The sequence below is a fragment of the Arsenophonus endosymbiont of Aleurodicus floccissimus genome (assembly GCF_900343025.1).
Taxonomy (GTDB): Bacteria; Pseudomonadota; Gammaproteobacteria; order Enterobacterales; family Enterobacteriaceae; genus Arsenophonus.
The window spans coordinates 197534-217906 of record NZ_OUND01000003.1 but is presented as its reverse complement, the minus strand read 5'-3'; the positions used below and the strand labels follow the sequence as shown (position 1 = coordinate 217906).

Annotated in this window: 20 protein-coding genes and 9 pseudogenes; 10 read left to right on the top strand and 19 right to left on the bottom strand. The window is 37.3% G+C overall.

Going from position 1 to position 20373, the window contains the following annotated elements; translation table 11 throughout:
• Window positions 1-33: 33 nt before the first annotated feature.
• The 11 genes and pseudogenes from ARADI_RS19890 to tssB all read right to left on the bottom strand — a co-directional run bounded on the left by ARADI_RS19890 (window position 34) and on the right by tssB (window position 5629).
• Window positions 34-297: a type VI secretion system baseplate subunit TssG gene (locus ARADI_RS19890; protein ID WP_147392405.1), complete on the bottom strand. Its 264-nt coding sequence runs from the start codon at window positions 295-297 to the stop codon at window positions 34-36.
• Window positions 251-733 carry a type VI secretion system baseplate subunit TssG gene (locus tag ARADI_RS19885; protein WP_119712090.1) on the bottom strand — a complete coding sequence of 161 codons (483 nt, stop codon included), beginning with the start codon at window positions 731-733 and terminating at the stop codon, window positions 251-253. The genes ARADI_RS19890 and ARADI_RS19885 overlap by 47 nt, the downstream gene beginning before the upstream one ends.
• Window positions 724-1083, bottom strand: a complete 360-nt coding sequence (locus tag ARADI_RS19880) for a type VI secretion system baseplate subunit TssF (RefSeq protein ID WP_255420704.1) — start codon at window positions 1081-1083, stop codon at window positions 724-726. Before ARADI_RS19880 ends, ARADI_RS19885 begins: the two co-directional genes overlap by 10 nt.
• Window positions 999-1691: pseudogene (locus ARADI_RS19875) on the bottom strand (type VI secretion system baseplate subunit TssF). Before ARADI_RS19875 ends, ARADI_RS19880 begins: the two are co-directional and overlap by 85 nt.
• Window positions 1678-2202: pseudogene (locus ARADI_RS19870) on the bottom strand (type VI secretion system baseplate subunit TssF). Before ARADI_RS19870 ends, ARADI_RS19875 begins: the two co-directional pseudogenes overlap by 14 nt.
• Before the next feature lie 46 nt (window positions 2203-2248).
• A complete protein-coding gene (locus ARADI_RS19865; RefSeq protein WP_255420703.1) occupies window positions 2249-2305 on the bottom strand; it encodes a hypothetical protein in 57 nt (18 codons plus the stop codon).
• Between the two features lie 31 nt (window positions 2306-2336).
• Window positions 2337-2537: a type VI secretion system baseplate subunit TssF gene (locus ARADI_RS19860; RefSeq protein ID WP_255420695.1), complete on the bottom strand. Its 201-nt coding sequence runs from the start codon at window positions 2535-2537 to the stop codon at window positions 2337-2339.
• Between the two features lie 7 nt (window positions 2538-2544).
• The gene (locus ARADI_RS11110; RefSeq protein ID WP_119712089.1) at window positions 2545-2991 is read right to left on the bottom strand and encodes a type VI secretion system baseplate subunit TssE; all 447 of its coding nucleotides are present in this window, start codon (window positions 2989-2991) and stop codon (window positions 2545-2547) included.
• A gap of 363 nt (window positions 2992-3354) precedes the next feature.
• Window positions 3355-3552 carry a type VI secretion system tube protein Hcp gene (locus tag ARADI_RS18425; RefSeq protein ID WP_238149400.1) on the bottom strand — a complete coding sequence of 66 codons (198 nt, stop codon included), beginning with the start codon at window positions 3550-3552 and terminating at the stop codon, window positions 3355-3357.
• 65 nt (window positions 3553-3617) lie between these two features.
• Window positions 3618-5098 (bottom strand): annotated as a pseudogene (gene tssC, locus ARADI_RS11100) (type VI secretion system contractile sheath large subunit).
• Between the two features lie 80 nt (window positions 5099-5178).
• Window positions 5179-5629 (bottom strand): annotated as a pseudogene (gene tssB, locus ARADI_RS11095) (type VI secretion system contractile sheath small subunit).
• A gap of 1052 nt (window positions 5630-6681) precedes the next feature.
• Here tssB and ARADI_RS11090 point away from each other — a divergent pair.
• The 3 genes from ARADI_RS11090 to ARADI_RS11080 all read left to right on the top strand — a co-directional run bounded on the left by ARADI_RS11090 (window position 6682) and on the right by ARADI_RS11080 (window position 8092).
• The gene (locus ARADI_RS11090) at window positions 6682-7011 is read left to right on the top strand and encodes a hypothetical protein (RefSeq protein WP_119712088.1); all 330 of its coding nucleotides are present in this window, start codon (window positions 6682-6684) and stop codon (window positions 7009-7011) included.
• Between the two features lie 371 nt (window positions 7012-7382).
• Window positions 7383-7679, top strand: coding sequence for a hypothetical protein (locus tag ARADI_RS11085; protein ID WP_147392404.1), 297 nt, complete (start codon window positions 7383-7385; stop codon window positions 7677-7679).
• Window positions 7646-8092, top strand: coding sequence for a hypothetical protein (locus tag ARADI_RS11080; protein ID WP_147392403.1), 447 nt, complete (start codon window positions 7646-7648; stop codon window positions 8090-8092). The genes ARADI_RS11085 and ARADI_RS11080 overlap by 34 nt, the downstream gene beginning before the upstream one ends.
• Before the next feature lie 293 nt (window positions 8093-8385).
• Here the strand turns inward: ARADI_RS11080 and ARADI_RS11075 are convergent, their stop codons facing one another.
• The 5 genes from ARADI_RS11075 to ARADI_RS11055 form a co-directional block, all read right to left on the bottom strand.
• Window positions 8386-8538: a hypothetical protein gene (locus tag ARADI_RS11075; protein ID WP_182853213.1), complete on the bottom strand. Its 153-nt coding sequence runs from the start codon at window positions 8536-8538 to the stop codon at window positions 8386-8388.
• Window positions 8539-8772 (bottom strand): MetQ/NlpA family ABC transporter substrate-binding protein, encoded by a 234-nt coding sequence (locus tag ARADI_RS11070; RefSeq protein ID WP_119712085.1) that lies wholly within the window; start codon window positions 8770-8772, stop codon window positions 8539-8541. It abuts the gene before it with no gap.
• A gap of 336 nt (window positions 8773-9108) precedes the next feature.
• Window positions 9109-9579: a DUF169 domain-containing protein gene (locus ARADI_RS11065; protein WP_255420702.1), complete on the bottom strand. Its 471-nt coding sequence runs from the start codon at window positions 9577-9579 to the stop codon at window positions 9109-9111.
• A 9-nt stretch (window positions 9580-9588) separates the two neighbouring features.
• The gene (locus ARADI_RS11060) at window positions 9589-9735 is read right to left on the bottom strand and encodes a hypothetical protein (protein ID WP_182853211.1); all 147 of its coding nucleotides are present in this window, start codon (window positions 9733-9735) and stop codon (window positions 9589-9591) included.
• Between the two features lie 252 nt (window positions 9736-9987).
• Window positions 9988-10164, bottom strand: a complete 177-nt coding sequence (locus ARADI_RS11055) for an ABC transporter permease family protein (protein WP_182853210.1) — start codon at window positions 10162-10164, stop codon at window positions 9988-9990.
• Window positions 10165-10198: 34 nt separating this feature from the next.
• On the opposite strand from ARADI_RS11055, the gene ARADI_RS11050 reads away from it, so the two are divergent.
• Window positions 10199-10477: a hypothetical protein gene (locus ARADI_RS11050; RefSeq protein ID WP_147392402.1), complete on the top strand. Its 279-nt coding sequence runs from the start codon at window positions 10199-10201 to the stop codon at window positions 10475-10477.
• Window positions 10478-10949: 472 nt separating this feature from the next.
• Here ARADI_RS11050 and ARADI_RS20255 read toward each other — a convergent pair whose 3' ends face one another.
• Together ARADI_RS20255 and ARADI_RS11040 are read right to left on the bottom strand one after the other, a co-directional pair.
• Entirely contained in the window at window positions 10950-11312 is a 363-nt protein-coding gene (locus tag ARADI_RS20255) for an ATP-binding cassette domain-containing protein (RefSeq protein ID WP_182853209.1), read from the bottom strand.
• 45 nt (window positions 11313-11357) lie between these two features.
• On the bottom strand, window positions 11358-11558 hold the full coding sequence (locus ARADI_RS11040) for an ATP-binding cassette domain-containing protein (protein WP_182853208.1): 201 nt from the start codon (window positions 11556-11558) through the stop codon (window positions 11358-11360).
• Between the two features lie 348 nt (window positions 11559-11906).
• Here ARADI_RS11040 and xdhA point away from each other — a divergent pair.
• The 3 genes and pseudogenes from xdhA to xdhC all read left to right on the top strand — a co-directional run.
• Window positions 11907-13967 (top strand): annotated as a pseudogene (gene xdhA, locus ARADI_RS11035) (xanthine dehydrogenase molybdenum-binding subunit XdhA); the annotation flags it as partial.
• Window positions 13968-13971: 4 nt separating this feature from the next.
• Window positions 13972-14850, top strand: a pseudogene (gene xdhB, locus ARADI_RS11030) (xanthine dehydrogenase FAD-binding subunit XdhB).
• The gene (gene xdhC, locus ARADI_RS11025; RefSeq protein ID WP_119712079.1) at window positions 14847-15317 is read left to right on the top strand and encodes a xanthine dehydrogenase iron sulfur-binding subunit XdhC; all 471 of its coding nucleotides are present in this window, start codon (window positions 14847-14849) and stop codon (window positions 15315-15317) included. The pseudogene xdhB and the gene xdhC overlap by 4 nt, the downstream one beginning before the upstream one ends.
• A 44-nt stretch (window positions 15318-15361) precedes the next feature.
• Here the strand turns inward: xdhC and ARADI_RS11020 are convergent.
• Window positions 15362-17148, bottom strand: a pseudogene (locus ARADI_RS11020) (sigma 54-interacting transcriptional regulator).
• A 536-nt stretch (window positions 17149-17684) separates the two neighbouring features.
• Here ARADI_RS11020 and ARADI_RS19855 point away from each other — a divergent pair.
• The 3 genes and pseudogenes from ARADI_RS19855 (at window position 17685) to dpaL (ending at window position 20255) form a co-directional block, all read left to right on the top strand.
• Window positions 17685-17816: a hypothetical protein gene (locus ARADI_RS19855; RefSeq protein ID WP_255420694.1), complete on the top strand. Its 132-nt coding sequence runs from the start codon at window positions 17685-17687 to the stop codon at window positions 17814-17816.
• Window positions 17803-18988 (top strand): annotated as a pseudogene (ygeW, locus tag ARADI_RS11015) (knotted carbamoyltransferase YgeW). The gene ARADI_RS19855 and the pseudogene ygeW overlap by 14 nt, the downstream one beginning before the upstream one ends.
• Before the next feature lie 66 nt (window positions 18989-19054).
• Window positions 19055-20255 (top strand): annotated as a pseudogene (dpaL, locus tag ARADI_RS11010) (diaminopropionate ammonia-lyase).
• Window positions 20256-20373: the final 118 nt, after the last annotated feature.

The window sequence follows — 20373 nt, the reverse complement described above, 5'->3', positions numbered from 1 at the left end:
TTTTTCGTATGGCTGAGATTTTGAACAGGTAAATTAGATCAAAAAATGAGATTGAATATCCCCAAAATATTGTCCCATGACAGGCGCTTCGCCTAAACGACAACTACCTAAAATGGCATGATATTCACTGGCTACCTTATGCCAACGTCCATAAAATGGCTGAATTTTAACCTCGAGTTGAAATTCACGTTGCAGCAACCGTTCCAAATTGACTAGCGAACGTACGGATGCCGATAATAAGCCACTCATATCAGCTGCCGGTAAGGCGGTGACTTCTTCGGGAAATAGACCTGTCACCGCAGTAATCACTGCAGGTAGCTGCCGCTGGGTATTTAATTAGGCATTGACATATAATCGATACTTCTGCCAGACGTTGAAAACGTAAACTCAGCAGACGGTGATTGAAAACATCGAGAAACGCTTTAGCTGAATCATCATTATAACGATAACGACGATCAATCAGCCATTCAGTATAACGTAATGGCAAAGCGCCATGGGTGCCCAATAAACCAAAATGGTTAACTGCCATACAATAAGTTGTCGCTTCTGCCGTCCGCTCATCAACCGTAAAACTTTCAACTTCCCGCTCTGGTGCATCTAAGGTCAATACCGATTCAAAACGTACCACATCATCAGGTACGCTCACCTGACGCCCTTTTCTAAAACCCTTTCTCAATAGGCGACGCGCATTTTGGTAAAAACTACCACCGAGCAGGGAAAAAGTCATAGCCATACTATTCTCCCATAACGCCTAGGCAAACGCTTGAGACTATGGGTAACACCGGATAAGCAAGTAACAATTTGGGTAAAACCATTTATTGGCGCATATAGCGCAATAAATCTTTCTAGCGCAAAGCAAAATAGATAAAAATCAACAAACTCTTCGGCTTGAGATCGGAATGTCAGCGTCACTTCCAGACCTTTGGCAAAAGAGTAAGGATCCGCTGGATCTAACCTGACAGATATTGGATTAATCGTGATACGGCTCAGTAACCCTATCAAGCGCGATACGGCCATATCATTCTGTAAATTATATAGTTCAAGCGTTTTTCGTAGCCGCTGCCCACTTTCATCCTGTGACAGAGTAACATATGATTAAGATTGAATTGTGCCACCATGCGCCAATTTTGCGCAGCATCAAGCTGTGGGCGTAACGGCGGTTGTGGCCGGATTAATGCGATAACCTTTACGCCGGGTAACGCAAACTCAGCATCAAAATCACCCTCTGAATTACCGTTACTTAATTTTTGTGGCATATCGCGATTAGTGCATATAATTTTTAACATCACGACATCTACCGCCGGAGTATGGCGCTTACCACGCAAATCCGCAACCAATGAAGGTATATTGATACCCTAATCATTTAGCAGCATCGAGGCTCTTTGTGTTGTCTGCCAATATAATGATGGTATTCCTCGCTCTTCATGATGCTCAATACCAAATAGCGCCTTTACTTTTATGCTGCTGTTGTATTCTTGTTCTTTACTACGCTGAAAAACCTCTACTGACCGAATATTATAAACTTCCATACTTAAAGGACGGCGCGCATCAGGCTGAATAAGATATTCACTTTCACTATCCGATAAGGTCATCGGCTCAGATTGATGGGGAAATAAATTGACTATCGGACTACAGTTCATGCGAAATGTTTCTACATTAACCTTGTCACAATTGCGCTCAAGGCGGCGCAAAGAAAGTATGACAATCTTTTAACCGGAAACGATAGTAGAACTCTCCAGACAATAGCTCCCATTTAGGTAACGGTAATTCAATAAATAAAAATTTTTCTAGCAAACTGAAATAGTCGCGTAATAAATGATGAACAGGACTGATAGCCATATCATCCGCGCAGAGGAAATCTGCTTCTTCAAATCCTATCGCTTGAATATTATTGGCTGTTGTTTCAACCGGTTGTTGATTAACATAACACTGCCATTCATCGAACTATGATAATAAAAGCTCATATAAACCATGAGTAATCGTTGGCACACCATGTAAATATAAACGGATAGATTGCACCTGAAACTGAGCCGCTGGCCAGGTGATAAAACGTAGCGTTAAGATAAAATTTCGATCATAGGGATCCTGTTTAAGTGATGCTTCAGATAAATCTATTGGCAAGATTTCTACCGGATAAACAGTACGGAAACGACAGGTAACATCATCGACTGGCTTAGAAGTTAAAAAACGGTGGCGAGGAATAGATAAAACCCCCCGTTATACCAGAAGTTGCTGGCTCAGGTTGGAATTATACCAATGAGACGGATGGCACTTGACGCATAAATTGGGGTGCTAGTATTTCCATCATGGCATTATTCAATTCAGGCATATCTTCATTAATCTTCTGATGAAATACGCGCTGTTAAAAAAGCAAAAAATTCCACCAAACGTTCAACATGTGGATCTTCAAAAATGCCTTCAGCTAGCCCTAATCGACGCGCAATTTTAGGAAAACGACGAGCAAAAGTAATCCTATATTTTCTTAGATAATTTAACTCTCGGTTATAATAGTCTAAGTTTTTTTGTGGTAGTAACATGAAATTGTTATTCTCCCCAAAAAATAGAGTAGCTATAGGCCACACTACTCCAGGTGACAGAAAAAACGATGCGCTGTCCCCAAAATAGTCCTTGCACCCCAAAAACAATATTTTCTGGCGAATTGTTTTGTAATTTTACGGTTATATCTTGTAAGCGCGGTTCAAATAGCACCAGAGATTGATAAATATTTTTTCTGAGTAACTCAATGCGATCATCATTCAAAATATCGACGTCAACCACATCAATCACACCATAATTTAATATTGAACGCTCAAGTTCATCATAAACCTCTAAACTGCCTGATAGCGGTCGAGATGAAAATAACATATTTAAATCAGAGACCAACGAGTCGATCGCCGCTTGTCGCTGATTATTTTTTATCTCAAATTCTTCCTCATGCGGGAAATCATCATGTAAACGATATAAGAACGATGGTATGGCTTGTGCCTGCATTTGTGTCCCCTCCCGATGATAAAAAATAAATTATTTGTCAGATAACAAGTTGCCGATCTATTGAGTCCGCAACTTGTTTAATTTAAGCGTCAGTAAATATTACTGTTTGGTATTTTGTATCAGATCCCAACCTTCTGGTCCTACCTTATTACCTTTCTTACCTTCAGGAGTAAGCGGTGTGAAAGTCCATTTGATTTTGGAGAACACAATAGTGAAACTTTCATGAGGACAGTCGCCATCTTTGTCCGCATTCTGAGAAATACTTTAGATCATACATTCATCCATTTCCAATTCAATATAAGGATGAAGCTCGTTCTCAAACATGGTACAAACACTGAGTTTTACATTTTTTAGGGAATTACCCTATGCAACGGCAGACAATAATTTTACTGAACTAATATCCATGACTTTGGTACAATGTATATAACTGAAACTCGCCGTTCCTTTGTTCAATTTTCTCTGACCACTAGAAGCGACTTGCGCATTGTTAGAAATACCAAAATTAACACTGCGCAATCCAATCTTTGTGATTCTTATCTGTACTCTCGCCCTTGATGTCACCTAGATTTAAGAAAATACCTGTACTCATAACAAATAACTCCCTTCACTTTATTATTAAAAAATACTTATGCGGCAGATGATGGTGACAAATTAGCGACCAAACGCAATGACATGCTTAAACCCTCCAATTGGAAATGCGGACGTAAATAAGCCACTGCTCGGTAACTTCCTGGTGAACCAGGTACTTCAAGAACTTCAATCCTGGCTTCACGTAATGGATGACTAGCTTTAATTTCAGCGCCAACAGTATCGGAGCCGACAATATACTGGTTGTTCCAGTTTTGTGGATAAATCTGACACTCATTGCGTGACATAAAACTACCCACTTTGTCACGTACAATCACTTTCAAATAATGAGCAAAACGCGATGTGGTCATGATTTACTGCAATTGTGTGGCTAACTTAGAATTGGCATTAGCTAATTTGGTTTTATACTTTCTTGGCTTATTCGGTGATTGAACCGAGAAAAAAGCAGCATAATCAGTACCTTTGTAATAACCAAAGGAATAAAACCCATTTCGGCTAACTCTTTCTCACGTCGATCGGAGATAGCAACCTCGGTCAGACACTGTAATTTTTTCTCACCGGTCACCGAAACGTAATGATGAGTTGGTAATGCCTCAACTAATCCGCAACCTTCAATACCCCGTATAGCTGCACACCAACCATATTGTTCAAATGCTTTTACCATGCATCCGGCTAGCGAATAAGCGGCATTGACCCATAAATAACTATTGTTATTATCTTCTTCAATTTGTTCTTCAAAACAGAATTGCTCAACCGGAACGGTCTTTGCACCATAAGGCAATCGACCAATTACATGGGGAATTGTTAATTCAATATAGCGAGAATCATCAGAATCGCGGAAACGTTTCCCGCGCAGGTAATCCGAGGTCTCCAACAGCTTTGACAGATCGCGGGGACGTGGTAATTCACTGAAATCATTTAAACCAATCATACCAGCGCTAGCTGCACTGAGGAATGGCGCATGAGCGGCAGCGGCAACATGAGATATCTGTTCTAATAGATACAAATCTTCCGGCGTGTTATCAAACTCAAAATCACCGACAAAAGCTGAAAAAAGTTCACCACCAAAAGTACCGTATTCATTTTCATAAACACTTTTAAACAGCATCGATTGATCAAAATCGGTGGCCGATTTAAAATCTTTGACTAACTCCGCATTGGTGGCATTAAGCATAAGAATACGGGTATTATCCGTTTCACTCTTATACAGCAAGCCTTTTAGCCCAGTCCAGGAAGATTCCAATCGTTGAAATTCAGCATGATGTAATATTTTACTCAATTGGGCAGATAAAATCTCATCAATTGCGGCAATTCAAAGTTCAATACTATCAATCAAATCACCGAAAACAACTAAAGAACCGGCAGTGACTTCAAACATAAAGTTCCCTAATTGCTCCTTTACTCGTGAACGATCTACATCTCTCCTTACCGCTTGAGTTGCATCAATAATTTGTTCAAGTAAATCACCACTAACTGCTGCTTGCGATTGCGTGCCTTGTCCTTGTGGTTGCTGTTCCATTGCGTTTATTTCTCCCATTGATCAGGTTGCGGTGCATCTGTCTTTGGCGCTACATCATCTGCCTTTGGCTCAACTTCAGATTAACCGGTTGAAGAAGCCTTTTGTTGATGCTCAACCATAATTTCTGCTAAGTGATCGCGTAGTTTTTTATTACTCAAAGCTCGCCCTTTTAGATCGCTTAATTTACTGCGAATTTCTAATAATTGGCGTAAGGGCTAAATTTTCTGGCGAAAAGTCTGCTATCGATTTAAATTGCAAGTCGACATTCAGATAACCTTCTGTTTCCGGTAAAACACTTTCCACTTACATGGCAAGTGATGGCGTTAAACCCTCCATAACCGCATTAAAGTTATCTTTATCAATATGCATAAAACTACGTTCACGCATTGGTAACGCTTGTTCGGAAAATTGACCAATCAAACCAATGACTAAAGGCAATTCTTTTTCTTCAACATCACCACCAATTTCAACATCATAAATAATTTGAACCCTAGGTGGTCTTACTCTATTAAGTTTATGTTGTGTATTCATTGTGCTATTACCATAAATATAAATATTGGGAGGTAGATAGATATGGATACACCACCCGATAAAACCAAAAAGAGATAAATTAATTATTTATTATTTATTATTTATTATTTATTATTTATTATTTATTATTTATTATTTATTATTTATTATTTATTATTTATTATTTATTATTTATTATTTATTATTTATTATTTATTATTTATTATTTATTATTTATTATTCCATAAATATTATTCTTAGCAAGAAAATTTCTCATTTAATTTTATTTATCAATTAATTCTTTAGTCCAGAAAATCGCATATTATATAATTACAAACAATAACTTTCATCGCTACAAAAAAAACAAACAACCTATTATTTTTTATATAAAAAATAAATAAATTATGGTTTTATTTTCGTACTAGTCACATGAACAAAAAAAACCATTTCTGACTAATCAAAAATAATTAAATAGAATTATCGTAGAAAATAAAAAGACTGTATTATTTTAAATTAATACCTTAAGGTTAAATACTACTAACAATAAAAACAAATTTCATCCATCTGTATAAAATAAAATTAGCTATTCATGAAAATAGTCAATAAATATAACAAAAAACATAATCAAAAATTAACAACAATTTCACGGTTGAATAATCACAAATATTATTTTAATTGTCAGTGTACAACAGTAATAGCTTTAATAGAGAAAACTTATCCTATTTTAACATTTTAAAATTATTTACTACAGAAAAAATATTTTTATTTAAATACAGAGTCTAAAAAATATAAATAAGGACTTACAATGAATGGTCTTAATCAATAATTTATAAATAACCCCATAGTTTTTATATCGCAAAATATAATTAGTTCTATTACTTGGTTTAATAGAGCAATGTCTGCTTACGGTCCTGTAGGACACAAAGATCAGATTCATAAATGCAACAAGGATAAGAAAGCATTATTTGATTTATAATTTTATAAAGGACAGAAAAATAACCTTGAATTAGCATTAGTCTCAGATAAACACTCGGATAAAGACGACGTTATTATTGAGGCTCATTGGTGTCCATATGTTAGCGGTACAAAACTTTCTGGCTATGTTGATGTACTCCGAATTAATCCAATACAAGTTTGTTTTTACTCCCGCAATGAACGGTTGTTCGCTAATTGTAGGAAATTCACCGCTCGGCAAAAATTATATTCGTATTTTTCATAATCAACATCCTACTAATAAAAAAATAAATGACCTTATTCGTAAAAATACCAGTGACGGTAATATCACCGATAGTTTAAATTTTGATGATATGGTACCATTGATGCCCACAATGCCTTTAATTTCATGTTTTATAGTGGTTCAGGTTGGTGTTTCGTCGGTCAACCACAAATACTCAATGTATTAACCAATGAAGTATCATTTCGACCTTGCTCAACGTTTGTTTTTCGACAAGTGATTTAATATAGCTTTATTTTTAATACATATTTAAATCTATTTTAGATAAATAAGAAATTAGCAAAAAATTTTCATTCTTGTTTAAGACTTATAGTAGAATAACGTTGTTAAACCATGGCGTCATATAGCCAATATATTTGTAATGTATTCGGATAGTTATTAAATAAAGCTAACAATCTCATAGTAAAAGCCATTCTTAGCATCATTAAGGGTAACAAAATACATTTGATGAAATATGGCTAGCGACGGCATCTTCAAACCCGAACTACGAATAGTCAACCAATCGAGGTAGTTAATTTAATCGGTTGGAGTCGTGGCGGCGTGACCTGCCATATGATGGCAAATGCCATGGCTGAAGATCCTAAATTACGTTATATTAAGGTTAATATATTTGCCATCGATCCGGTACCAGGTTTATTTCAGTTTGCTGAACATCGCACCAAGATTAAACCTAATGTCAATAACTATTATGCTGTCTATGCACGCCATGAAGCCTCAGTGGGTTTCACGCCAGTCATGCCCAATAATTTAGACGTTCGCAGTAAAATTGCCATCTATGTATGCCGGGACGTCATGCTACTGTTGTGGGTAATACATCAGAAACCGGTGACGGTGTGAAAAACCTGCCAACAGATTTTACCGATCCTGGCAAAGTCGTTCATTGTTTAGTTGAAAAACAATTAACATGTTGTGGGGTAAAACTAAACAATACCGTTTCTCTGACTGATGAAGCAATATTACAACATTACAATACTATGTTAGCTAATCTGCCCAAATATTTGCTCATGAGAAAAAATGTCTACACCGTAAGCGACTATTTCTCTACGGAAAGAAAAGTGGGCAATGAAAGACAAAATAAGAAATGGTCCGAATTAAGCATGTTAGCATCGCCTAGTTTTAATGGTAAGAATATTTTTATTAACCAACACCATATGAATTTATTTATTAACTACCAAAGTAGAATGGGTTTAAAAGAAACGGATATGGCTAAAAAATTCCCAATTACCTACCAACTGATAGCAGAAATTTAACTGCTAGCTGATTTACTAGATTGGTCATCACCAATAGAGCAATGATCAAAAGAGGAAAACCATGGCCAATTTAAATTGGCCATCGGTGATGATTAAAAATATAAATTAGTCGCTGCGTAATATTATTTATACTATTAACTAAAAACCAATAGTAAATATCACTACCACAAGCAGGTGATGAATATTAATAATATTCGAACACCCCATTAAAATCATTTTGTACGCTTTCCCGTACTGGCTTAGCGCATAAACTGTCAGCCAAAAATTTTGCCCATTGCTGCTTAGTATTCTTACTATTTAACCACATACCCTATTGGGAATTGCTCGGCATCTTTATCACGAACAATATAGGAGTTGACTGCTTTGCCTGCATTATAGATATGAGTGAAAAAAGCAACTACACCGTCAAGATCCGGTAACGCGCCAACGGTTTGTATTTGATCCATCTAGATAAATATAATTTTGCGTGGATTATCTATAATATCCAACAGGCTGTAATTACTCTTTTTATTTGCATTCAGTACAATTAAACCAGCTTGTTGTAGCATGGCTAACGCTCGATCCATATTTATTACATCATTCATAATGGCAATTTTAGCGCCGACAGGAAAATCCGCCAGCGAGTGGTATTTTTCTGAATATAATCCTATACCAGTCGTGAATGGGTATGGCTTAATCATTACCAAATTGGCATTATTTTTTTATTAAAATAGGCTAAAAACTTTTCGTGTACACCTAATGCGACATCTACACTACCATCATTAATGGCATGCAAAATATTGACGGCGTTATCCATATAAACACGTTCAGTTTTAATACCGTGCTCAGCTATCCAATGAGCACAAAATCGACAATATCACATAAAATTCCGCTACAAGCGATTTGCTTTTGTAATGGGTTATTGCTATCTGAACCTTTAACTATTGACCCAAGATAGTGATCTGATATAAATAAAACAACAACAATCGAAATAACCGTATAAATGAATTTCTTCATTGTAAATTCTCTTAGCAAGACTATTTCATAATTTGATTATTTTTGCGTCTATGGTATTCCAAAGTACCATATCCACCAGTGTAATAATTGTTACCTAGCTTTATATCTATCTGATTAGACAAACCCAACTTGGCGACTTTCGCCAATATCAACTTTTTTACTTTATTGCTAACCATTGGATTGGCGGTTTGACAAATGCCATCAATAATCTTATCGAGATAATGAAAAGGAATACCGATACTGATCTCTTCTTCGCGCCACTTTGCTACATAACGCGTTCCAGAGCATAGAAAAAAGAAATTCACCTGATCCCGTTCAAAGGGATAAGAGGTACATTCTTGGCATATTGCTTGATTACCGGTAACTTTAGTATTCTTTAATTGACCAAAATGATAAGCATAGCCTTGAACGACCCGCATCATATTTAAAGAATTAGCGATAATAATAACCACGTCAGGATGAGATTCTGTATATAAAGATAGTGTTTTAATTTCAATACCTTATACCTGATGCTGACAATATACCATATCCTTAGCAACTCGGGGACTAATGGCGTAATTAGCATAGAGTCCCATTTGGTAACTTTGATGGCCAGAAGCTATATCATTATGGTTAACAATATCTTGCTCAAATTTTAAAACACCCAACGCTCACGCGCCGGCCAGACAAGCCATTTTTTTGATATTAAGTTTACAAGCTGTACCAAATGACGCATTTTTTACTGCCAGACAGAGTAGGGTAAAGGCGCTGAGGCTTCTGCTGTTTCACAGTGGTTATATAGCTCATCTTATATAAAAACGAATACTAATCGGCTGGCGTGAAAAATCAAGCATCATTTCCAGCAACATACTTTGTGTATTCACAACACCTTCCTTAACTATAATTTTCAATAAAAAATATTATTTTAATTTTTTATAAAAATGATTACTGACACTTTGTATAATGAAGACCAAAATGGTTAAAACTAGCACTATCGAATACATCATAATTTCATCAAATCGTTGACAACCAAAAGTCAGTGCCATTGGCCGTAATCCATCGGCACCAACCGCGCCAGCCAGAGTTGTATTTGCCAATAATTGAATTGATGAAAAAATTAGGTTTGAAAAAATGGCTGGTAATGCCTCGATTAACATGACATTAAAGATAATTTACCGATTACTAGCGCCAAAAGATTTTGCCGCCAAAATGACTTTTTTATCCACTTCAAGTAATGAATTTTCAATTAACCTGGCAATAGCACAAAATGCCGATATGGTTAAAGCAACCACAGCCGCTTGCCAACCGACAGAAGTACCAATAATAAAACGGGTAAATGGAATAAGTGCAACAATTAAAATAATAATCGAAAAAGAACGGACAAAATTGACTAACCCATTAAGAAAATAATAGATACTTTTTTTGGTATTAAACCATCAGGTGAAAATAACACCAATAAAGAAACCGATAATTAAACCTAATATCATCGATAAAAATAACATTTTCAATATTACTAAAATTGCAGAAAAAATAATTAAAGGAAAATAATTAAAAGCTTGGGTTGTTACGATATTAAGAAACATATTTTCGACCTGCATGATAGTCAAATAATATAAAATTGTTAATTTATAGTATTAAAACAAATCCCGTTAATGGTAAAAAAATCTTTAGCTTTATGACAAAATTAATTTTTTATTGACAAATAATAAAAATGAATCAATTCATTTAATAAATATTCTGAGCGAAAAAATAGCATTTAAAAATTTTTACCAATAATATTGAATAAATCAATAATAATAGATCCGTCGTTATCATGACCCGTTATCATTAATTTAAAACCTGTTTCACCTGGCTTTATTTCAATATTTTCAATCCCTACAAGTCAGCTTAATGCAGGCGGTTCTGCCACAAAAATATCTTTTGTTATCCCTGAAAACGTAATTTTTCCATTTTCAATAATCGACATACTGTTACAAATGCGCTTCTCTATGTCTAATTGGTGAGTTACCATAATAATAGTCACATTTAAAACCCGATCAATACGTTTAATAAGTTCAAGTAAAGCATGGCTAGTAACAGGATCTAAAGCTGATGTTGCTTCATCGCATAATAACACCTTCGGCTGTAAGGCTAGTGCCCTAGCGATTGCGACTCGTTGCTGTTGTCCGCTAGATAATGCTCCTGGGCCGATATTGCTACCTATTTGCGGCGGCAATATTCCAACATTGTATTGGTAACATAACATTTTCAATAACTGTTTTTCTTTACATTAATGCAAAATCTTGAAAAATCATACCAATATTTTTCTATAACGACGTAAAGATAAACCGGATAAATTCATAACATTAATATTATTACATTCAAGTTTGCCATTACAGCCAGTAAGTTCTAAGCCATTTATACAATGTAATAAAGTCGATTTGTCCGCTCCACTGGCACATAATAATGCATGGATCTCACCTGGTCGGATATTTAGATTAATATCATTCAATAATATTTTTTTACTATCTGCTTATTAAATTCATTGATTTTAATCAAAAAATTCATCTTTAACATTTTAATTTTAGTTAATATAATAAAATTGTTGTTATTATATTAATTAATCTATTTCTAATAAAAATGACTTTTTTCTAAAAAAATTTCATCATAAATTATTATTTAATCAATTTTAATAAAAAAATATTTTCAGCGGCTAATATCGAACAATAAAATTTAATAAAATTTTAAATAATAACAAATTAATTACAAAATAATAATATAGAATAAAATTATTAAAATATCATTAAGCAATTTATTAATTGATAAATAAAATAATAAAACCTGAAAAAATTATCAAAATTTCGCAACGGCCGGACATGCCTGAACACTTGATACGAAAAAACGCGATATAGCCGATCGTTTATTGTTAACTCGCCATGTACGTCATTTTGGTGATGGCATCGCTATTGTTGTCGCTCGGGATGAGCCCACCGCAGAAAAAGCGGCAGCGGTAAAAATAACCTATGAACAACTGCCTGTTATTACCTGCCCTGAATCAGCTAAAGCGGCTGAGGCAATAAATATTCATAGTAATTGCAACCTACTTAAACATAGCCAAATTACCGCTAATGAACCGATATCCGCAATAGAAAAATCCCCACATCAATTTAGCAAACGTTTTACCACCCCGATTGTTCAACATTGTCATATGAAAAGTGTTACCAGCTTTGCCTGGATGGAACAATCAGATCGCATTATTATCGTCTCCAGTACCCAGATCTTGTGCGTCGTATCGTTGCGCGAGCACTGGATATGTCATTGTCTAAAATACGTGTTATCAATCCGCATGTTGGTGGTGGTTTTGGTAACAAACAGGACGTATTAGAAGAACCGATGGCGGCGTTTTTAACACTAAAACTTGGTGGTATACCAGTAAAAGTCATGCTTTCGCGAGAAGAGTGCTTTTATGCTTCGCGTACCCGACATGCCTTCCGAATTGATGCAAAATTAGGCATCACGACCGACGGAGTACTGAAAGGATATCAATTGGATGTCTTATCTAATACCGGCGCTTATGCCTCGCATGGTCACTCAATTGCTGGCGCCGCAGCCAATAAAATTGCTTACTTATATCCACGTAGTGCATTTTTGGCTACCAGGCGACCACCTGCTCTATACCAATCTACCTTCGGCAGGAGCTATGCGCGGTTATGGCGCTCCTCAAGTCACTTTTGCCTTAGAATCATTATTTGATGATGCTGCTGCTGAGTTAGATATCAATCCGGTAGAAATCCGACTTATCAGCGCTGCCCGCACCGGAGACACCCATCCAATCAATCACTCCATTATTCAAAACGCAGGTATAATTGAGTGTTTGACAAAAGGACGTGAACTATTTAATTGGCAAACACGTAAAACGGCCTGTCAACAAATGAGCGGTGATATTCGTAGCGGTGTCGGTGTTGCCTATTTTAGTTATACCTCTAATACCTGGCCGGCTAGTGTTGAAATTGCCAGTTCCCGCCTACTGTTAAATCAAGATGGCATAGTGAATGTACAAATAGGTGCCACCGAAATAGGTCAAGGCCCAGATAACGTATTTGCCCAGATGGTGGCAGAAACATTGGGCATGCCTGTTAATATGATCAATGTTATTTCGACTCAGGATACCGATATAACTCCCTTCGATCCTGGCGCATTTAGTTCTCGACAAAGTTATGTCACCGCACCCGCACTACAACAAGCAGCACAAAATTTACGGCAAAAAATTGTTCAACATGCCGCCATTATCCTCAGTCAATCAGAAACGGATCTAAGTATTATCAATGGCAGCATTGTATTACTCAGCCAGCCAGGAAAAATTCTCATCCCAGTCGCTAATGTCACCATGGATACTTTTTACAATCCTGAATTAGGGGGACAACTTTCTGCTGAATCTTCCTCTAAAACGACGAATAATCCGCCAGTATTTGGCTGTACTTTTGTCGATCTAACGATAGATATTCTGATATGTAAGGTGACTATCAATCGTATTCTTAACCTACATGATTCTGGCCGCATTCTTAATCCTAAGCTAGCTGAAGGGCAAGTCCATGGCGGCATGGGAATGGGAATTGATTGGGCTTTATATGAAGAACTGATCGTCGATGAAAAAAGCGGGATTGTCCGTAACCCTAATTTACTCGATTATAAGATGCCAACCATGATGGATCTGCCTGAACTGGAATGTATCTTTATCGACAACTATGAACCACAATCGGCATACGGTCATAAATCATTAAGTGAGCCGCCCATAATTTCTCCAGCCCCGGCAACTCGTAATGCATTGCGGATGGCAACGGGCATTGCGATTAATTCCCTGCCTCTCACACCAAAAAGATTATTTCGCGAATTTGTTCAAGTCAGGCTGATCAGAGGTTAGAAATATGTATGACATTAAAAATTATCATCGTGTTGACAATATTGCTCATGCGGTAGCATTGTTAGCGTAAAACCCTACGGCTCGATTGTTAGCCAGTGGAACGGATATGCTAATCCAATTACATCACCTAAATTCACACTTTGATCATATTATTGATATCCATGATTTGCCAGAATTACGCGGTATAGATTGTGATCAGGCGGGTAATATTCGTATCGCATCGGGTACGACCTTCAATGAATTAATCAACCATCCAATTGCCCAGCAACATCTTCCGGGCCTGGTAAAAGCTGCAAGCATGATCGTCGAACCATAAATACGAAACGTCGCTACCTTTAGTGGTAATATTTGCAATGGCGCACCCAGCGCTGATTCCGCTTGTCCATCCTTGATCTATGATGCAACACTAGAAATTTCTTCACCAGAAGGGAGTCGCTATACCTCAATTAACGGCTTTCATACCGGCCCAGGAAAAGTCGCATTTGCCGCAAATGAGATTTTAACGGCTTTTCATTTTAAAGCTGAAAATTATCACAACAAAGGTGCTGCCAGCTTCAAATATGCTATGCGCGATGCGATGGATATCGCCACTATTGGCTGTTCGGCCCTTTGCGACATTAAACAGGGTAAATTTCAGCAACTCAAACTGGCTTTTGGTGTCGCAGCACCTACGCCGATACGCTGCCTGCATGCAGAAGAAGCTGCTCGTAGCAAAACGCTTACTCGTCAAACGCTGTTCACTATTGGTCAAGCTGTTACGCACGATGTTTCACCAAGAACATCATGGCGCGCGAAAAAAGAATTTCGCTTACATCTTATTCACACTTTAACTGAGCGAGTAATAAATTTAGCTGTTATACGCGCAGGAGGAAAAATTATATGAATGCTAAAGCGTTAACCACGGTTAATTATCATATTAATGGCGTTCCTCGTCAACTGACCTTATCGCCAGCAATGTCGCTAGCAGAAGTGTTACGGGCAGAAGGTTTGCTTAGCGTCAAATTAGGCTGTCACGTCGGAAAATATGGTGCGTGTACGGTGTTAGTCGATGACGTCGCAATCGATAGTTTCCTCTATCTAGCTATCTGGGCACAAGGTAAAACAATCCGCACCGTAGAAGGCGAATTGACCAATGGTATCGCATCAAAAATACAACAAACCTATGTCAATAACGACGCAGTTCAATGTGGCTTCTACATACCTGGCCTTATTATGGCAACAACCGCTTTTTTAGCTAAACCGCGCACCGAGCCATTATCTATTAAGCAAATACGCCATCGGTTAGCCGGTAATCTATGTCGCTGTACGGGTTATCAAATGATCATTGACGCGATTCAACACTGCGAATAAGTTATCTCTGGGCATGGTATTTTTTAAGCCATTGCCCATTTTGATTAGCCCGATGTCAATTCATAGCGTTTTATCTTACGGTATAAAGTAACAATACCGATGCCAAGCATTTTTGCCGCTTGTTTTTACTGCCATAACGGCTTAGTGCTTCACGGATCAGCTGTTTTTCCATATCTTCAAGTACTACTGCACCATCAATCGCTTGTTCGTTTAGATCGATATTAGGGACAACCAGTGTCTCAACCTTAAAATCATTTTTACGATTACTGACCAAATTAGGAGGAATGAATGCAATATCTATAACATCGCCTGAAGAAGTGACATTAATCAAATATTCCATCAAATTACTTAGTTCACGTAAATTACCTGGCCAGTGGTAAGCTTTGAGACGCTCCAACACCTCTTGTGAAATCCCGGGATACACTAATCCAAGACGCTTAGTGTGGAGATTAAGAAAATAGTGAATAAATAGTAGTAAGTTTCCCTGTCACTCTCGTAATGGCGGCAAAGCTAAAGGAATAATATTCAAACGATAATAAAGATCTTCGCGGAATTTCCCCTCACGGACAAACTTTTCCAGATTTTGATTAGTTGCCGAAATAATCCGAATATCAACCGGAATAGCTTTACTAGCGCCTATCGGCTGAATTTCGCGCGCCTCGATCGCACGTAATAACTTTGCCTGAATAACTAGTGGCATATCACCAACTTTGTCCAAAAACATTGTCCCTTGGTTTGCCGCCTTAATTAATCCTTGTTTACCAGTAGTTGATGCACCGGTAAAAGCCCCTTTTACATAGCCAAATAACTCACTTTCCAGTAGCTGTTCTGGAATAGCAGCACAGTTAATTGCAACAAAAGCTTTATTACTACTATGGCTTAATTTATGAATAGCTCTGGCAACCACCTCTTTACCGGTACCACTTTCACCAATAATCAGTACACTTGAAGGGCCTGGCGCAATACGGCTAATCAATTTCTTCAACTTACGTATTGGTGGTGACTCCCCAACCAGATGCTCAATCTGCGGTTCAGTAGATTCAAATGTCGAATTGGCATAAAGCGGTAATTGATGAAAAGCCATCAGAAATATTTGATAATCTTGTATATTATGAAGTTGACCTGTCAATATTTCAGATATATCTCCGCAAGTGATAACATATTGCATATGACCACCGGTAAAACTTTCCTGATAAATTAACGGTCGAATGGTAAACGCCTTACCAATTATTTTTTCATAATTTAAATTGAGTATATTGAGTATATTAAGTGCAATAGCATTGACTAATCTTAATTTATTCCGACTATTTAATATCAAAACCCCTTGATCAATATTATCAACTAAAGTCATTAATGCAGAACTGGTATTATTAACACTACTTTGTTCATCTAACAATTTTGAAATAAAAATCGTCGAAATATGTTGCACATAATCAGAAAATTCATGTAAATTATGTTTAATTATTTCCTGCTGCTCATGAGTAAAAGTCACCAAACTTATTACACCAACACAAACATCCTGGAAAAATATTGGTATTCCTAAAAAAGCTTTTTCCTTACAATTTACTTTATTTTCACAATCTTCACACAGTGGATCCAAACGAGACTGGATGACTACCTTCTCTTTTCCAGTTTGAATGACGTAACGCAATAAACGCGAATTTCGTTCCAGCTTTTGCCCTAAATATTTTCCATAAGCCCCAGAACCTGCCACACGTCTTAATGCACCATCTACAATTTCAACTTGTAATACACGTGAAAGAACTTTCGTAAATCGCAGGATAGTTAGTTGGATCTGCATTAAAGCAGATTGAGAACTTATACCCAACATGATCATTTTCCTTACGTTCTAAATTATTACACAATAAATATCATAATTAATGAACTATAGGGCATGTGCAAATAATGTAACATCGCTCCATATAACCTAAATGATAGAAAAATGATTCTTCCTGGATTATAATCCATCGTAAAATATCAAAGCTCATTATTAAATGTGATAATTCTGTATCAAAATTATCATTATAAATTAATAAATATCGATAATTAAAATTTATATTTATAAATTGTAACTTAATTATGTTTTCATTATTCCAATGAGCATATTAATAAAGATAACTCTGTTATTTTATAATTAATTTTTTTATTTATTATATCGCCAAACAATGTCATTTTTAGCCTACAATCCTGATTAAGGATAGAATCATTTCTTAATGATAGAGTTATCACCCATACAGTACATGAAATATCAATCTAGAAATACTAGCCATAACACAAAAATTTATTGTTTGCTTTCATTCCCTTACCTTAATAATCATTTTCTGTGATTATTATCACGCTATTATCTATCAGCCATCATTTCTTATTTTGAGCAATAGAATTGGCATGCTTATTGATATTACTTCAATAGCTTATGCAGATCCTTGGCTTAGTTCTGCACAGCATATTCGCTATCTGACTAGCTATTTTGAATTAGGATTTTATGATGAAAACAATTAATAAATTACTCGAGGATATCAAAGCACTGCACTCCCGCCTTCACAAAAAAGATTTTTTGTTGACCTGGGAACAAAGTCAGGATGAACTAATTCAAGTGCTAAATATTGCCGCCGTACTCAAAACCATGGGGTCAGATAATATTGCTAATGTATTCCGTAATGGCTTAGGTATCTCTATCTTTCCCGACAACTCTACTCGTACCCGTTTTTCCTACGCTTCTGCATTAAATATGTTAGGACTAACCCAACAAGATTTAGATGAAGGTAAATCACAAATTGCCCATGGTGAAACAGTACGTGAAACTGCCAATATGCTCTCCTTCTGTGCCGATGCCATTGGTATTCTTGATGATATGTATCTTGGTGTAGGTAATGCCTATATGCGTGAAGTCGGTGATGCGTTGGATGAAGGCTATCAACAAGGTGTACTACCACAACGTCCGGCATTAGTTAATTTACAATGTCATATTGATCATCCAATCCAATCAATGGCCGATCTAGCCTGGTTACGTGAACATTTTGGCTCGCTGGAAAACCTAAAAGGCAAAAAAATTGCCATGACCTGGGCTTATTCATCGAGTTATAGCAAACCCCTGTCCGTTCCCCAGGGTATTATTGGATTAATGACACGATTTGGTATGGAAGTAACACTAGCCCATCCTGATGGTTATGAACTTATCCCTGAAGTCGTTGCTGGCGCAAAAAAAAAATGCCCAGGCGTCGGGAGGAACTTTCCGTCAAGTTAATACCATGGAACAAGCTTTTAAAGATGCGGATATTGTCTACCCTAAATCTTGGGCACCTTATAAAGTAATGGAGCAACGCACCACATTATTACGTAACAACGATCACGATGGCTTAAAATCATTAAAAAAACATTGTTTGGCGCAAAATGCTAATCATAAAAACTGGCATTGCACGGAAGAGATGATGGCACTTACCCATAACGGCAAAGCACTCTATATGCATTGCTTACCGGCAGATATCTCTGGTGTTCCCTGCCGAGAAGGTGAAGTCCCCGAAGGTGTATTCGAAAAATATCGTATTACGACTTATAAAGAAGCTAGCTGGAAACCCTATATTATCTCGGCCATGATCCTGGCGCGAAAATTCGCTCAACCTGATTTGATCCTCGAGCAACTCATAAAAGATGCGGATAAGCGCGTCAAATAACGCTGCTTCCCGCCATCTCTTGGCTGCTAACAATAAAAGTATTTCTATGAACAAATAAAGTTGGCTATGTCAATTTTCTCATTAAAGTTAGATATTGCGCAAAATCGCTTCTTTACTGATGAAAAATCCGACTTGTTCTCGCGTCAACAAGCACGTAAGGCGGGGGCTTTTCATCAAAAGATCAACAAATACTATCCAACCCCACTCTATTCCCTTGATGGACTGGCTGATCTGTTTCAAGTTGGCAAAATACTGGTCAAAGATGAATCACAACGCTTTGGACTAAATGCGTTCAAAATGCTGGGCAGTACCTATGCTATCCGCCCAGTTATTGTGTGAAAAATACCATATCAATATCGATGATTCTTCTTTCGAAAAGTTAAAAAACAGTCTGACCGAAAAAATAACCTTTACCACCACAACTGACGGTAATCATGGGCGTGATGTTACTTGGGTTGCCAAACAACTTGGTCAGCACAGTGTAATTTATATGCCAAAGGGTTCAGCCCAGGAGAGAGTTGAGCATATTCTAGCACTTGGTGCAGAGTGTATCATCACTGACATGAATTATGATGACACCGTCCGGCTGACGATGGAAACGGCCAAAACTCATGGTTGGCAAGTTATTCAAGACACAGCCTGGACAGGTTACACTCAAATTCCTACCTGGATCATGTAAGACTATACCACTTTAGCCGATGAAGCGGTCGAGCAAACGAACCAAATGGGGATCGCCCCACCGAGCCATGTTTTTCTTCAGGCCGGCGTCGGAGCCATGGCCGGTGGAGTACTCGGTTATTTGGCTGATATCTATGACGCTAATCAGTTGCATTCGGTAGTCACTGAACCTGAGTTAGCCAATTGCCTATATCGTTCCGGTATAAAGGGAGAGATAGTCAATGTTGATGGCGATATGCCAACGATTATAGCAGGGCTGGCCTGTGGTGAACCCAATCCACTTGGCTGGACGGTGCTACGTAACTGGGACCGCCAATTTATCTCTTGCCAAGATGCAGTCGCTGCCCTTGGTATGCGCGTACTTGGCAACCCATACCAAAAAGATCCACGCATAATCTCCGGCGAATCTGGCGCTGTCGGTTTAGGGGTATTGGCAGCGGTGCATTACTACCCACAACGCGATGCGTTAAGAGAAAAATTAGGACTCACCAAAGATGCCGTTGTATTGCTAATCAGTACCGAAGGAGATACTGATGTCAAACACTACCGCGAAGTTGTCTGGCAAGGTAAACACCCAACATTAGCATAAGGCACAAAATTTAAAACGCATTTTATCATTGCGAAAAAGTAAAAATTTATAACGGGAGTAAACAACATAGTTAAGCAAGTTCCATTCGATAACGTTCTAGCTAGCGCCAAAAAATATA

Coding starts and splice junctions, on each gene's coding strand:
- ARADI_RS11075 (WP_182853213.1), bottom strand. CDS start 8,538: ATGGATCAAATACAAACCGTTGGCGCGTTACCGGATCTTGACGGTGTA.
- ARADI_RS19860 (WP_255420695.1), bottom strand. CDS start 2,537: ATGTTACTACCACAAAAAAACTTAGACTATTATAACCGAGAGTTAAAT.
- ARADI_RS19885 (WP_119712090.1), bottom strand. CDS start 733: ATGGCTATGACTTTTTCCCTGCTCGGTGGTAGTTTTTACCAAAATGCG.
- ARADI_RS11090 (WP_119712088.1), top strand. CDS start 6,682: ATGTTAGCGGTACAAAACTTTCTGGCTATGTTGATGTACTCCGAATTA.
- xdhC (WP_119712079.1), top strand. CDS start 14,847: ATGAATGCTAAAGCGTTAACCACGGTTAATTATCATATTAATGGCGTT.
- ARADI_RS11050 (WP_147392402.1), top strand. CDS start 10,199: ATGGCTGGTAATGCCTCGATTAACATGACATTAAAGATAATTTACCGA.
- ARADI_RS11110 (WP_119712089.1), bottom strand. CDS start 2,991: ATGCAGGCACAAGCCATACCATCGTTCTTATATCGTTTACATGATGAT.
- ARADI_RS11070 (WP_119712085.1), bottom strand. CDS start 8,772: ATGATTAAGCCATACCCATTCACGACTGGTATAGGATTATATTCAGAA.
- ARADI_RS20255 (WP_182853209.1), bottom strand. CDS start 11,312: ATGTTATGTTACCAATACAATGTTGGAATATTGCCGCCGCAAATAGGT.